Here is a 13,939-nt window from a genome sequence, read left to right as displayed (position 1 = left end):
GTTCTCCTTCGAAATCTGCCTTAGACCGCCTCAGCGCCGGAGATGATCTCGATCAGCTCCTTCGTGATCTGGGCCTGACGGGTTCTGTTGTAAATCAGGGTTTGCTTGCGAATCATCTCGCCGGCATTGCGGGTCGCGCTGTCCATCGCGCTCATCTGCGCGCCATAGAACGAGGCGTTGTTCTCCAGCAGCGCGCGGAAGATCTGCACCGCGAGGTTGCGCGGCAGCAGGCTGCCGAGGATCTGGTCCTCTTCAGGCTCGTATTCGTAGGACGTGGAGGGCGCCGCATTGGCCGCGGGCTCAGCCACCTCCAGCGGGATGATCTGCTGCGCGGTCGGGATCTGCGCGATCACCGACTGGAAGCGCGAGTAGAACAATGTGCAGACATCGAACTCGCCGGCCTCGAACCGCGCCAGCACCTTGTTGGCGATGTCCTCGGCATTGGCGAAGCCGATCTGGCGCACCGAACGCAGGTCGAGATGCTCGACGATGCGCTTCTCGAAGGTCCGCCGCAGCTGCTCGTAGCCCTTGCGGCCGACGCAGAAGAGTTTGACTTCCTTGCCCTGCGCGAGCAGCGCGTTCGCCCGCTCGCGCGCCAGGCGCACGATGGCGGAGTTGAACGCGCCGGACAAGCCGCGCTCGCCGGTGCAGACCAGAAGCAGGTGCACCTGATCGTTGCCGGTGCCGGCGAGCAGCGCCGGCGCGCCGGGCGTGCCGTTGGCTGCCGCGGCGATGTTGGAAATCACCGCATCCATCTTGGTGGCATACGGCCGCGCCGCTTCGGCGGCGTTCTGCGCGCGGCGCAGCTTCGAGGCTGCGACCATCTGCATGGCCTTGGTGATCTTCTGCGTCGCCTTGGTCGAGGCGATGCGGACCCGCATGTCTTTTAGTGACGCCATTCTTCGTTCACCCCGGCGATCCGACCACAATGGTCAGATCGCAAGCCTCCGTTCGTCACGCCCGGCGGCGAGCCGGGCGACGCCCCATTCGTTATGCAAACGTCTTGGCGAAACCTTCGACCACCGTCTTCAGCTTGGCGGCGGTGTCGTCGGACAGATCGCGGCTGGTGCGGATCGCATCGAGGATGTCGGCGTTCTTGCCGCGCAGCAGCGACAGCAGGCCGTCCTCGAACGCCTTCACCTTGTTGAGCGGCAGCGGATCGAGATAGCCGTTGGTGCCGGCCCAGATCACACAGACCTGCTCTTCCATCTTCAGCGGCGAGAATTGCGGCTGCTTCAGAAGCTCGGTCAGGCGCGAGCCGCGGTTGAGCAGGCGCTGGGTCGAGGCGTCGAGGTCCGAGCCGAACTGCGCGAACGCCGCCATTTCGCGGTACTGCGCGAGCTCGCCCTTGATCTTGCCGGCGACCTTCTTGGTCGCCTTGGTCTGCGCCGACGAACCGACGCGCGACACCGACAGACCGACGTTCACCGCGGGACGGATGCCCTGGAAGAACAGGTCGGTTTCCAGGAAGATCTGGCCGTCGGTGATCGAGATGACGTTGGTCGGAATGTAGGCCGACACGTCGTTGGCCTGGGTTTCGATGACCGGCAGCGCCGTCAGGGAGCCCAAGCCATGCTCCTTGTTGAGCTTGGCGGCGCGCTCGAGCAGGCGGGAATGCAGGTAGAACACGTCGCCCGGATAGGCTTCGCGGCCCGGCGGACGGCGCAGCAGCAGCGACATCTGGCGATAGGCGACGGCCTGCTTCGACAAGTCGTCATAGATGATCACGGCGTGCATGCCGTTGTCGCGGAAGTATTCGCCCATGGTGCAGGCGGTGAACGGCGCGATGTACTGCATCGGCGCCGGATCGGACGCGGTGGCCGCGACGATGATCGAGTATTCCAGCGCGCCCTGCTCTTCGAGCACCTTGACGAACTGCGCCACGGTGGAGCGCTTCTGGCCGATCGCGACGTAGACGCAATACAGCTTGAGGTTCTCGTCCGGCTGGGCGTTGAGCGGCTTCTGGTTCAGGATGGTGTCGAGCGCGATCGCGGTCTTGCCGGTCTGGCGGTCGCCGATGATCAGCTCGCGCTGGCCGCGGCCGATCGGGATCAGCGCATCGATCGCCTTGAGGCCGGTGGCCATCGGCTCGTTCACCGACTTGCGCGGAATGATGCCGGGCGCCTTGACGTCGACGCGCTTGCGTTCGGTGGCCTGGATCGGGCCCTTGCCGTCGATCGGGTTGCCGAGCGCGTCGACGACGCGGCCGAGCAGGCCCTTGCCGACCGGCGCGTCCACGATCGCGCGGGTGCGCTTGACGGTCTGGCCTTCCTTGATCTCGCGGTCGGCGCCGAAAATCACGATACCGACGTTGTCGGTTTCGAGGTTGAGCGCCATGCCGCGCGTGCCGTTCTCGAACTCGACCATTTCACCGGCCTGAACGTTGTCGAGACCGTAAACGCGGGCGATACCGTCGCCGACCGACAGCACCTGGCCAACTTCGGTGACCTCGGCTTCCTGGCCGAAATTCTTGATCTGGTCCTTGAGGATCGCAGAAATTTCTGCGGCGCGGATGTCCATCAGCCTGCCTCTTTCATCGCGTTCTTGATCGAATTGAGTTTGGTGCGAAGCGAACTATCCACCATGCGGCTGCCGAGCTTGACCACCAGGCCACCAATAATGGAGGGATCGACCTTCACGTTGAGCGCGACGTCCTTGCCCGTCACTGATTTCAGTGCGGCCTTCAGCGCGTCGAGATTCTTGTCACTGAGCTGCTCGGCGACGGTGACTTCCGCAGTCGCCTCGCCCTTGAACTTCGCCACCAGCGCGCGATAGGCGCGGATCACATCGGCAACGGCGAACAGCCGGCGATTGGCGGTGAGCACCTTGAGGAATTTGGCCGACGTGCCGGCGATGCCGGCCTTGTCGAGCACCGCGGTCAGCGCCTTCAGCTGGGCGTCCGCGGCGAACACCGGGCTGCGGACGAGGCGCTTGAGATCGGCACTCTCGTTGAGCAGGGCCTCGAACTTGTCGAGGTCGGCCCGGACTTGATCGACGGATTGCTCGTCGCGCGCCAACTCGAACAGGGCCGTTGCGTAACGACCGGACACTCCCGAAACGGACGGATCTTCAGCTGCCACGAGCTCGCTCTTTTTTGCTGTCAAATTCGCAAGGGAAAAACCGTCGCCACCAAAGCAGCGCCTAGCGATCCAAGCCCTTGGAATTCAAGCGGGACTTCGATTTTCGACCGGCACAGGACGTGCCGGGACCGTTAAAATCGCGGCTTTGCTAACATAGCAATCGCGCAGGTGCAACATGACGGCATCGTGAGTGCCGCCTTGTCGCATGCGCTTTTTGCCGATCGCAGCCGGCGGCCAAACCGGAAAATTTGGCGCGCGGAAATGCGGCGCGCCGGACCCGATTCGCGCCGCAGCGATTTTGTTCCATCGAAATTTGCATGGGCCTATGGCCGAGCGCGCAAGGAACTCCGGGCGGGCTGCGGTTTCATTTGGCGATTACTTACCGAAAACTTACCGTCGGCCCGATAATCAGTATTCGTAAGTATATTACTCGTTAAAAATTGGTTAAATAGCAAGATTACGGAACCTCGATCGACTACCCCTAGGCGGTAACAAGATATTTCAGCACGAGACAATCGGGATTTACTGCCCAATTCGTGCCTCATTGGGAAACCAAACGGCCTTGGTCAACGAAGGGACGGGGGTTCCACTTGCCGTGTTAGCGGCAATACTGTCTGAGGGTCTTATCAATGCTGAATATCAAGAAGGCGGCGGGCAATCTAACCCGCTCGCGCACGGCGCTTGCATTTGTAGCCGCAACTATCGTGGTCGGGGGCAGCGTGACCGAGGCGTCCGCGAAGTCCCGGCACCACCATCATCGCCACCACCATCATCACCACGCCCGCGCCGAAGGCTCGTCCTGGCGCGACGCCAATGCATCGATCCAGCCGTCCGGCGGACACTCGTTCTCGGGGATGGCCTCCTTCTACGGCAATGAGTCGGGCAGCCGCACCGCTTCCGGCCAGCGCTTCAACCAGAACGCCATGACCGCGGCCCACCGCTCGCTGCCGTTCGGCACCAAGCTCCGCGTCACCCATGGCGGCCGCAGCGTCGTCGTCACCATCAACGATCGTGGCCCGTTCATCCGCGGCCGCGTGCTCGACCTCTCCACCGGCGCAGCCCGCGCCATCGGCCTGACTGGTGCCGGCGTCGGCCGCGTCACCGCCGAGGTCGTCTCGTAAGCGCGTTCAGTAAGCGTTGCGTTGCGTAACGGCCGCGAGGCCTGCTTCGCGCCAAAAAGGCCTGCCGTCGCAAATGACGGCAGGCTTTTTCTTTTGCGGGACGTGCTGCCAGCCGCCGTCATTGCGAGCGGAGCGAAGCAATCCATTTCACCGCGTTTGCGGACACATGGATTGCTTCGTCGCTTCGCTCCTCGCAATGACGGAGGACAGTGAACGAACTAGAGGAAGCTCTGCGGATCGACGTCGACCTCGAGCTTCAGATTGCCCTTGGTCTTGGGACCGGCTTCCAGCCATTCGCGCAGATATTGCGACAGGTCGACATTGCGCAGCGACTTCACCAGCAGGCGGAAGCGATAGCGGCCCCTGATGACGGCGAGCGGCGCCTCGGCGGGGCCGAGCACCTGGATCCGCTCATCGAGCGGCGCCACCGCGGCGAGCTTGCGGGCGAAGCCTTCCGCGGTCGGACGGTCGCCGGCGGAGACGATCAGGCTCGCCAGCCGGCCGAACGGCGGGTAGCCGGTGCGCTCGCGAATATCGATCTCGCTGGCATAGAACGCCTCGCGGTCATTGGCGATCAGGGCCTTGATCACCGGATGCTCCGGCTGGTGGGTCTGCAGAAAGCCGACGCCGCGGCCCTGCTCGCGGCCGGCGCGGCCGACCACCTGGTTCAGCAGCTGGAACGTCCGCTCGGCAGCGCGCGGATCGCCATTGCTCAGGCCGAGATCGGCGTCGATGACGCCGACCAGATTGAGCCGCGGGAAGTTGTGGCCCTTCGCCACCAGCTGGGTGCCGATGATGATGTCGACGCGGCCCTCGGCGATCTCGTTGAGCTCGCTGCGCATGGTCTCGATCGAGGTGATGAGATCGCTCGACAGCACCATCGTGCGGGCCTCGGGGAAAATGTGGGCTGCCTCCTCCTGCAGGCGCTCGACGCCGGGCCCGACCGCGACCAGCGATTCCTCGGCCGCGCAATGCGGGCAGATATTGGGCCGCGGCATCGAGAAGCCGCAATGATGACAGACCAGCCGCTGCCGGAACCGGTGATCGACCAGCCATGCATCGCAGATGGTGCAGGCGAAGCGGTGGCCGCAGGCGCGGCACAGCGTCAGCGGTGCGTAGCCGCGGCGGTTGAGGAACAGCAGCGCCTGCTCGCGGCGCTCGATCGCATGGCGGATCTGCTCGGCCAGTACAGGCGAAATGAAGCGGCCGCGCGGCGGCGGCGCGCGGCGCATGTCGATCGCCTCGATATGCGGCATGTGCTGGCCGCCGAACCGCGACGGCAGCGCCACACGCTGGTAGCGCCCCTTGCGCGCATTGACCTCGCTCTCGACCGACGGCGTCGCCGACGCCAGCACGATCGGGATCTTTGCGATATGGGCGCGGACCACGGCCATGTCGCGCGCGTGATAATGCGCGCCGTCGTCCTGCTTGTAGGCCTGGTCGTGCTCCTCATCCACGATGATGAGGCCGAGATCGGCATAGGGCAGGAACAGCGCGGAGCGGGCGCCGACCACGACCGGCGCCTTGCCCTCGGCGATCGCGGCCCAGTTCCGCGCGCGTGTGCGCGGCGTCAGCTCCGAATGCCACTCCAGCGGCCGCACGCCGAAGCGCTGCGCGAAACGGTCGAGGAACTGGCCGGTCAGCGCGATCTCCGGCATCAAAATCAGCGTCTGCTTGCCGCGACGGATATTCTCGGCGATCGCCTCGAAATAGACTTCGGTCTTGCCGGAACCGGTGACGCCGTCGAGCAGCGCGACGTGAAAGCTCCCGCTCGCGGCCAGCGTCCGCATCACGTCGACGGCGCTGCGCTGCTCGCGCGAAAAATCCGGCTGCGCATAGGAGGGATCCGGAACGGGCGGCGGTGCCGGCGGCGGCATCGCCTCGACCGTGAGGGTGCCTTCGTCGACCAGGCCGTCGATTACGCCGGAACTGACGCCGGCCTCGCGCGCTGCCTCCGACTTGCCGTGTAGCAACCCGTCCGACAGCAGCTCGATCACCCGCCGGCGCGCCGGCGTCAGGCGCCGCGGCGGCTCGCCGACCAGCCGCACGCCAAGCCGCGTCCGCTCCGGTCCGAGATTGTCGCCCATCCGCAGCGTCATCCGCAGCACCATGCCGCGCGCCGACAAAGTGTAGTTGGAGACCCAGTCGACCAGCTGGCGCAGCTCCGGCTTCAGCGGCGGAACATCGAGCTTCTCGCTGACGTCCTTGAGCCGGTTGTGCAGCCGCGGATCCGGATTGGCGTTTTCCGCCCACACCACCGCGACGACCTCGCGCGGCCCGAGCGGAACGCCGATCACGTCGCCCGGCACAAGCTCCATGCCGCGCGGAACGCGGTAGGAATAGGTCTGGTTCAGCGCGACAGGCACCAGCACGTCGACGACGCGAGTCGTCGATGCAGAGGCTGGGCCGGGGCGCGTGGTATGGTCCATTGAATCAGAAACCTTGAACCCGAGCGGGCTAGAGATCTGGTTTCTGATCGAATCAGAACCAAATCTCCAGCTTCTTGTTTTGAGGCGTTTTCTTCACGCGAACCGGCGTCCACTTCGCTCGAAAACGCTCTCCCACCGCTTCGCGCCTTAGCGAACGGTAAACGAAGGCAGTGCGATATAATCAGGAGATTAGCAGCGCCAATAGCCCTTAAGACACGGACTTAAGACACGGACATGGCCCGGACCGATCAGCCCATCCAACCGCTCGAACTCGACTGCGCCGACGCATCGGTTACGCAGGAGATGACGCGCTGGCTGTCGCATCTGCGCGCGGAGCGGCGGCTGTCGCCGAAGACGCTCGAGGCCTATGCCCGGGACGTGCGCCAATGCCTCGCCTTCCTGGCCGGGCACTGGGGCGCGCGGGTGACGCTCAAGGCATTTTCCGCGCTCGAGGCGAGCGACGTGCGCGCCTTCATGGCGATGCGCCGGACCGAGGAGATCGGCGGACGATCGCTGATGCGGGCGCTGGCGGGCCTGCGCTCGTTCGGCCGTTTCCTGGAACGCGAGGGCAAGGGCAAGGTCGGCGCGCTCTCGGCGATCCGCGCGCCCAAGGTGGCGAAGAGCCTGCCGAAGCCGATTCACATGGAAGCAGCGAAACGCTTCGCCGACGCCGACGAGCGCGCGGACGAAACCCGCGAGACCTGGATCCTGGTGCGCGACGCCGCCGTCATGGCGCTGCTCTATGGTTCGGGCCTGCGCATCTCCGAGGCACTCGGGTTGAAGCGCCGCGACGTGCCGAAACCCGGCGAAGGCGACGTGCTCGTGGTGACCGGCAAGGGCAACAAGACCCGCATGGTGCCGGTGCTGCAGAACGTGCTGCAATTGATCGCAGACTATGCGGCGATCTGCCCGCATCAGCTCAGCCCGACTGGGCCGATGTTCGTCGGCGCGCGCGGCGGTCCCTTGAGCCCGCGCATCATCCAGCTCACCATGGAGCGGCTGCGCGGCGCGCTTGGCCTGCCCGACAGCGCAACGCCGCATGCGCTGCGGCACTCCTTCGCCACGCATCTGCTCAGCCGTGGCGGCGATCTGCGTGCGATCCAGGAATTGCTCGGCCACGCGTCGCTGTCGACCACGCAGATCTACACCGGCATCGACAGCGAGCGCCTGCTCGAAGTCTATCGCTCCGCGCATCCCCGAGGTTGAACGTTCGGTTCTGAAAAAATAAAGCGCGGGCTTTGGCCCGCCGTCATGCGCCGTTCATCTTGATACGGCTACCCAAAACCGTTCGGCCCTTGCCTTGTGCGCCGCATTCGGCAATCGTGGCGCGGTCTCATCCGGAGGGGAATCATGAGCGCACATGAAAGTATGGAGCACGCGGAGCATGCCGAGCATGCCTCGGGCGAGAACAAGAAGATCGCGCTCCTGATCGCCGTGATCGCCCTGTGCCTGGCGCTGTCGGAAACGCTCGGCAAGGGCGCCCAGACCGAATCGATCAGCAAGAATGTCGAGGCCTCCAACCTGTGGGCCTTCTTCCAGGCCAAGAGCATCCGCCGGACCGCGGTGCAGACCGCGGCTGAACAGGGCAAGCTGAACCTCGCGACCACCACCGACGAGGCGGCCAGGGCCGCGCTGCAGAAGCAGATCGACGACTGGCAGAAGACCGCGGCGCGCTATCGCTCGGAGCCGGAAACCGGCGAGGGTTCAGAGCAGCTCTCCGAACGCGCCAAGCACGCCGAGCATGAGCGCGACGAGGCCACCGCGAAATATCATCATTTCGAGCTTGCCTCCGCCGCCTTCCAGATCGCCATCGTGCTGGCATCGGCGACCATCATCACGGGCATCATCGCGTTGGCCTGGGTCTCCGGCCTGGTGACGCTCGCCGGCATCGTGATGACGGCGCTCGGCCTGTTCCAGCCGCACTTGCTGCATCTGCATTGAGGCGCAGCGCGCCGCTTTCGAACCGTCATCCTGAGAGTCTGACTCATAAATCACCCAACCTTAGCTGCAGCCGCGAGTCTGCGGGTCAGGAGCCTGATGTGTGCAATCAGCAGCCAGGCAGCTTCGGTTGCGACCGTCGCCTCGAAGTCCTTGGCGAGGCGGCGGCATCTGCCGAACCAAGCGAATGTGCGTTCAACCACCCACCGCCTCGGCAGGAGCTGGAAGCCTTTGACGCCTTGAGGCCGCTCGACGATCTCGATAGTCCATGGACCGCAGTCTGAGAGTGCGTCGAGGAGTTGATTTCCGCGGTAGATCCGGTCGGCAAAGACGTGGCGCAGCCGGGGGAAGTTCATCCGCACGTTCTTCAGCAGCGGTACGGCGCCATGGCAGTCCTGAACGTTGGCCGGATGAACATGAACCCCGAGGAGGAGGCCATTGGTATCCGTCACAATATGCCGCTTGCGGCCGTAGATGCGCTTGCCTGCATCGTAGCCGCGCGGTCCGCCAGCTTGCGTGGTTGGCGCACTTTGACTGTCGATCACGGCTGCCGTCGGCTTCGGTGTCCGTCCAAGCTTTTTTCGCGCCCGTCGGACAAGCACGCTGACAATCCTCTGCCACCGGCCTGTATCCCGCCATCTATAAAAATAGCCCTGCACCGTCGAATAGGGCGGGAACTCCTGCGGCAACGCCCGCCACTGGCAGCCAGTCGAAACGATATAGAGGATCGCTTCGATCACACGACGCAGCTCCGTCTTACGCGGCCGGCCGCGCCGGTTCGCTCGCGGCAACAGGCGTCTGATCAGCGCCCACTCCGCATCGGTCATATCGCTTGCATAACGCAGATCGTCCCGCCGATATTGCTCCCGAGTGATCTTGGTCCAGGGCATCGTGCTCTCCCTCGAATCTTTGCAAATCCGATGGAATCACACCCCACTGAGATCACTCACCCATTTTTCAGTCAGGCTCTGAGGAGCGCGCCCTTGCGCGCGTCTCGAAGGATCGACGGCCACCGGCCGGGCCGTGCATCCTTAGAGACGCGCGTTCCGCGCTCCTCAGGATGACGGAATAGAAAGTTTTGATCAAAGAGGCTTGCTGGTCTGATGCACGCTTTTGCGGAAGCGCGCGATCACGCGCAGCGTGCGCGCCGCCCAGCCCTCGCCGTCGCCACTAATCATCTCGCGAATGCGCCGCTTGATTGGCTCGACCAGCGCGGTGGCCTTGGCCCGCAGCGCCATCACGAAATTATAGAGTGCCTCGAACCAGGGCATCTCCAGCAGTTTCGGCCGCGTCACGTCGAACAGGAAGGCCGTCACGCCGACGCCGACGAACTTGGCGAACAGGATCAGCGAGACCGCACTGAACCAGTATTGGTTCGCCAGCAGCCAGAGCCCGATCAGCTTGAGCGGAAACAGCGGGATCACCGGCACGACGAAGACAATCAGGGTCATCGCCGGCGACAGCGAATCGACCCGGTCGGCAAGCCATTGCTTGAGCGCGCGGAGCGGAATCCACGCCACCGCCCGCGCCACGATCGGCTCGAGATGGTCCCATAGCCAAGCCTCGACCAGGAAGATGATCGCAAGCAGGACCCAGAACGGCTGAAGCAGGCGGCGCAGCATCGCTGTGATCTCAACCCGGCTGACGCCGGACTTTCGATCATCACATATGGATGGCGCGCTTGCCCACCGCAAGCGCGGCTTCCTTGATCGCCTCCGAACGGGTCGGGTGCGCGTGGCAGGTGCGAGCCAGATCCTCGGCCGATCCGCCGAATTCCATCAGAACGCAGGCTTCGTGGATCATTTCGCCGGCTTCGCGGCCGACAATGTGGACGCCAAGCACCCGATCCGTCTTCGCATCTGCGAGAATTTTCACGAAGCCGTCGGTGGTCTGATTGACCTTGGACCGGCCGTTCGCCGTGAACGGGAATTTGCCGACGGTGTACGCGACGCCGGCCTGCTTGAGTTCTTCCTCGGTCTTGCCGACCGACGACACTTCCGGCGTGGTATACACAACACCTGGAATGACGTCGTAGTTCACGTGGCCGGCCTGGCCCGCGATGATCTCCGCACAGGCAACGCCTTCGTCTTCCGCCTTGTGCGCGAGCATCGGCCCTGCCACGACGTCGCCGATCGCGTAGATGCCCTTCACGTTGGTCGAGAAGTGCGCGTCGATCTCGACGCGGCCGCGATTGTCGAGCGCAACGCCGGCTTCCTTCAGCCCGAGCCCCTCGGTGTAGGGCACCCGGCCGATGCAGACGAGCACGACGTCGGCTTCGATGGTTTCCGCAGCGCCGCCGGCGGCCGGCTCGACCTTGGCCTGCAGCGTCTTGCCGGAGCTATCGACCGCGGTGACCTTGGCGCCGAGCTTGAAGACGAAGCCCTGCTTCTCGAGCATGCGCTGAAATTGCTTTGCCACCTCGCCGTCCATGCCGGGCAGGATGCGGTCGAGGAATTCCACGACCATGACGTCCGCACCGAGACGCCGCCAGACCGAGCCAAGCTCGAGCCCGATCACCCCCGCGCCGATGATCAGCAATTTCTCCGGTACCTTCTCCAGCGACAGCGCGCCAGTCGAGGACACGATGCGCTTCTCGTCGATGTCGATACCCTTCAGGCGGGCGATATCGGAGCCGGTGGCGATCACGATGTTCCTGGTCTCGACCGTCTCGGACTTGCCGTCGCCGGAGACCTCGACCTTGCCGGCGCCGAGGATCTTGCCGGTGCCCTTGAGCACGTCGATCTTGTTCTTCTTCATCAAGAACTCGACGCCCTTGACGTTGCCGTCGATGCCCTGCTGCTTGAAGTTCATCATCGCGGGCAGATCGAGCTTCGGCGCCGGGACGCTGACGCCCATCTTGGCAAAGGAGTGCCCGGCTTCCTCGAACATCTCGGAGGCGTGCAGCAGCGCTTTCGACGGCATGCAGCCGACGTTGAGGCAAGTGCCGCCCAGCGTCGCGTCCTTCTCGACGACGGCGACCTTCATGCCGAGTTGCGCCGCGCGGATCGCGCAGACATATCCGCCCGGGCCGGTGCCGATGACGACGAGATCGTAAGAAGCCATGATGGAAGGTCCTGTAGCTAAGCTCTGTGACAATTACGCGGGCGCGATCGTGACGGCAGACCGTCGCCCGCTCTTGATCGTGTGCTAGCGACCGCCCGACACGTCGAGGATCGCGCTGGTGACATAGGAAGCCTCGTCCGAGATCAGCCAGACGATGGCGTTGGCGATTTCATCGGCCGTGCCGACACGCTTCATCGGCACCATATGGGCAAGCCGGTGCGCGCGATCGGGCTCGCCCCCCGCGGCGTGGATGTCGGTGTCGATCAGGCCTGGCCGGATGCCGGCGACGCGGATGCCCTCATTCGCGACTTCGTAGCCGAGGCCGATCGTGAAGGAATCGATCGCGCCCTTGGAAGCGGCATAGTCGACATAGGTGTTGGGCGCACCGAGCTTCGCCGCGACCGAGGACAGGTTGACGATGACGCCGCCCTTGCCGCCGTGCTTGGTCGACATGCGCTTCACCGCCTCGCGCGCGCACAGGATGCTGCCGGTGACATTCACTGCCATCATCTGCTGGATACGCTCCGCCGACATCTCGTCGACACGCACTCCGCTCTTGCCGACGATGCCGGCATTGTTGACGAGCGCGCCGAGCGTGCCGAAGCCGTCGGCCGCCTTGAACAGCGCCAGGATGTCCTGCTCGCTGCCGACATCGCATTTCACCGCGATCGCCTTGCCGTTCCTGGCTTCGATCGCGGCGACGACCTCGTCCGCCGCGGTCTTGTTGGATGCATAGCCGACCACGATGCGATAGCCGCGCGCGGCGGCAGCGAGCGCGGTGGCGCGGCCGATGCCGCGGCTGCCGCCGGTGATGACAACGACCTTATCCGTCACTTTGATCCCCAAATGTGAGCAACCAACAGATCGCGGCGCCCGATCCGATCGGACGCCGCGCGCATACGACCTTAGAGGTCCAGCACCAAGCGGGCCGGATCCTCCAGGCTCTCCTTCACACGCACCAGGAAGGTAACCGCTTCCTTGCCGTCGATGACGCGGTGATCATAGGACAGCGCCAGATACATCATCGGGCGCACCTCGATCTTGCCGCCGACGACCATCGGCCGCTCCTGGATCTTGTGCATGCCGAGGATGCCGGACTGCGGCGCATTCAGGATCGGCGTCGACATCAGCGAGCCGTAGATGCCGCCATTGGTGATGGTGAAGGTGCCGCCCTGCATCTCGTCGATCTTGAGCTGGCCGTCGCGGGCGCGGCGGCCGTAGTCGGCTATCGACTTCTCGATCTCGGCGATCGACTTGTGGTCGCAGTCGCGCACCACAGGCACCACGAGGCCGCGGTCGGTGCCGACCGCAACGCCGATGTGATAGTAGTTCTTGTAGATCAGGTCAGAGCCGTCGATTTCGGCGTTGACCGCCGGAATGTCCTTTAGCCCCTGCACGACCGCCTTGGTGAAGAAGCCCATGAAGCCGAGCTTCGAGCCGTGCTTCTTCTCGAACGTGTCCTTGTAGAGGGCCCGCAGCTTCATCACCTCGGTCATGTCGACCTCGTTGAAGGTCGTCAGCATCGCGGCGGTGTTCTGCACGTCCTTGAGGCGGCGCGCGATGGTCTGGCGCAGCCGCGTCATCTTCACGCGTTCCTCGCGCGCGGCATCGTCGGCCGGCGACGGCGCACGAACCTGCACGGCGGCGGCCGGCTGGTTGACCGGGGTCGGCGCCGAGGCGGCCTTCTCGATCGCGGCCAGCATGTCGCCCTTGGTCACGCGGCCGTCCTTGCCCGAGCCGGGAACGGTGGACGCATCGATGCCGCTTTCAGCGGACAGCTTGCGGACCGAGGGTGCCAGCGGCGCATCCGCCGGCGGCGCCTTCGGCGCAGCGGCAGCAGCCGGCGCAGCAGCGGCAGCCGGTGCGGCGGCCTTGGCGGGAGCCGCAGCAGCCGGCTTGGCGGCCGGAGCGGCGCCGTCATTGATCTGTCCGAGCAGCGCGCCGACGGCGACCGTCTCGCCGTCCTTGGCGATGATCTCGCCGAGCGTGCCGGCCACCGGCGCGGGCACCTCGATGGTGACCTTGTCGGTCTCCAGCTCCACCAACGGCTCGTCCACCGCGACGGCTTCACCGGCCTTCTTGAACCAGCGGCCGATCGTGGCCTCGGTCACGGATTCGCCGAGCGTTGGAACGCGAATTTCAGTCATGGTCTTTTCCTCGATAACCCTGCGGTCGCAAAATTTGCGGTCGTGAAACTTGTCCGCCACCGCCCGCAAAGCGAGCGATCCGGTACTCCGTGACGACAGCACTTCTGCTGGATGACGCGGGATACCGGATGCCCCGCATTCGCGGGGCATGGCTTCAATGA

12 protein-coding genes are annotated in these 13,939 nt (G+C 64.7%); 3 read left to right on the top strand and 9 right to left on the bottom strand.

The window, feature by feature from the left end:
* Positions 1-20: 20 nt before the first annotated feature.
* The 3 genes from QA635_RS02220 to QA635_RS02210 all read right to left on the bottom strand — a co-directional run bounded on the left by QA635_RS02220 (position 21) and on the right by QA635_RS02210 (position 3,080).
* Positions 21-899 (bottom strand): F0F1 ATP synthase subunit gamma, encoded by an 879-nt coding sequence (locus tag QA635_RS02220; protein WP_283066565.1) that lies wholly within the window; start codon positions 897-899, stop codon positions 21-23.
* 91 nt (positions 900-990) lie between these two features.
* Positions 991-2,520, bottom strand: coding sequence for a F0F1 ATP synthase subunit alpha (gene atpA, locus QA635_RS02215; protein ID WP_225163855.1), 1,530 nt, complete (start codon positions 2,518-2,520; stop codon positions 991-993).
* Positions 2,520-3,080 (bottom strand): F0F1 ATP synthase subunit delta, encoded by a 561-nt coding sequence (locus QA635_RS02210; protein ID WP_028340805.1) that lies wholly within the window; start codon positions 3,078-3,080, stop codon positions 2,520-2,522. Before QA635_RS02210 ends, atpA begins: the two co-directional genes overlap by 1 nt.
* 629 nt (positions 3,081-3,709) lie before the next feature.
* Here QA635_RS02210 and QA635_RS02205 point away from each other — a divergent pair.
* A complete protein-coding gene (locus tag QA635_RS02205; protein ID WP_283066562.1) occupies positions 3,710-4,201 on the top strand; it encodes a septal ring lytic transglycosylase RlpA family protein in 492 nt (163 codons plus the stop codon).
* Between the two features lie 218 nt (positions 4,202-4,419).
* Here QA635_RS02205 and QA635_RS02200 read toward each other — a convergent pair whose 3' ends face one another.
* The gene (locus tag QA635_RS02200) at positions 4,420-6,630 is read right to left on the bottom strand and encodes a primosomal protein N' (protein ID WP_283066560.1); all 2,211 of its coding nucleotides are present in this window, start codon (positions 6,628-6,630) and stop codon (positions 4,420-4,422) included.
* A gap of 234 nt (positions 6,631-6,864) precedes the next feature.
* Between QA635_RS02200 and QA635_RS02195 the strand changes: the two genes are divergently transcribed.
* Both QA635_RS02195 and QA635_RS02190 read left to right on the top strand, forming a co-directional pair.
* On the top strand, positions 6,865-7,836 hold the full coding sequence (locus QA635_RS02195; protein WP_283066558.1) for a tyrosine recombinase XerC: 972 nt from the start codon (positions 6,865-6,867) through the stop codon (positions 7,834-7,836).
* Between the two features lie 144 nt (positions 7,837-7,980).
* A complete protein-coding gene (locus QA635_RS02190; protein WP_028336314.1) occupies positions 7,981-8,571 on the top strand; it encodes a DUF4337 domain-containing protein in 591 nt (196 codons plus the stop codon).
* A 50-nt stretch (positions 8,572-8,621) separates the two neighbouring features.
* Here QA635_RS02190 and QA635_RS02185 read toward each other — a convergent pair whose 3' ends face one another.
* From QA635_RS02185 to odhB, 5 genes are all read right to left on the bottom strand, one after another.
* On the bottom strand, positions 8,622-9,458 hold the full coding sequence (locus QA635_RS02185; RefSeq protein WP_283061922.1) for an IS5 family transposase: 837 nt from the start codon (positions 9,456-9,458) through the stop codon (positions 8,622-8,624).
* 192 nt (positions 9,459-9,650) lie between these two features.
* Positions 9,651-10,190 (bottom strand): hypothetical protein, encoded by a 540-nt coding sequence (locus tag QA635_RS02180; RefSeq protein ID WP_225163860.1) that lies wholly within the window; start codon positions 10,188-10,190, stop codon positions 9,651-9,653.
* A gap of 40 nt (positions 10,191-10,230) precedes the next feature.
* Positions 10,231-11,631 (bottom strand): dihydrolipoyl dehydrogenase, encoded by a 1,401-nt coding sequence (gene lpdA, locus QA635_RS02175; RefSeq protein WP_057020923.1) that lies wholly within the window; start codon positions 11,629-11,631, stop codon positions 10,231-10,233.
* A gap of 84 nt (positions 11,632-11,715) precedes the next feature.
* Positions 11,716-12,465: an SDR family oxidoreductase gene (locus tag QA635_RS02170; protein WP_028336311.1), complete on the bottom strand. Its 750-nt coding sequence runs from the start codon at positions 12,463-12,465 to the stop codon at positions 11,716-11,718.
* A gap of 71 nt (positions 12,466-12,536) precedes the next feature.
* On the bottom strand, positions 12,537-13,778 hold the full coding sequence (gene odhB, locus QA635_RS02165; RefSeq protein WP_057020975.1) for a 2-oxoglutarate dehydrogenase complex dihydrolipoyllysine-residue succinyltransferase: 1,242 nt from the start codon (positions 13,776-13,778) through the stop codon (positions 12,537-12,539).
* Positions 13,779-13,939: the final 161 nt, after the last annotated feature.

Source organism: Bradyrhizobium brasilense (assembly GCF_029714345.1).
Lineage (GTDB): Bacteria > Pseudomonadota > Alphaproteobacteria > Rhizobiales > Xanthobacteraceae > Bradyrhizobium > Bradyrhizobium australafricanum.
The sequence above is the reverse complement of the archived record's forward strand: the minus strand, read 5'-3'. Positions and strand labels throughout refer to the sequence as shown.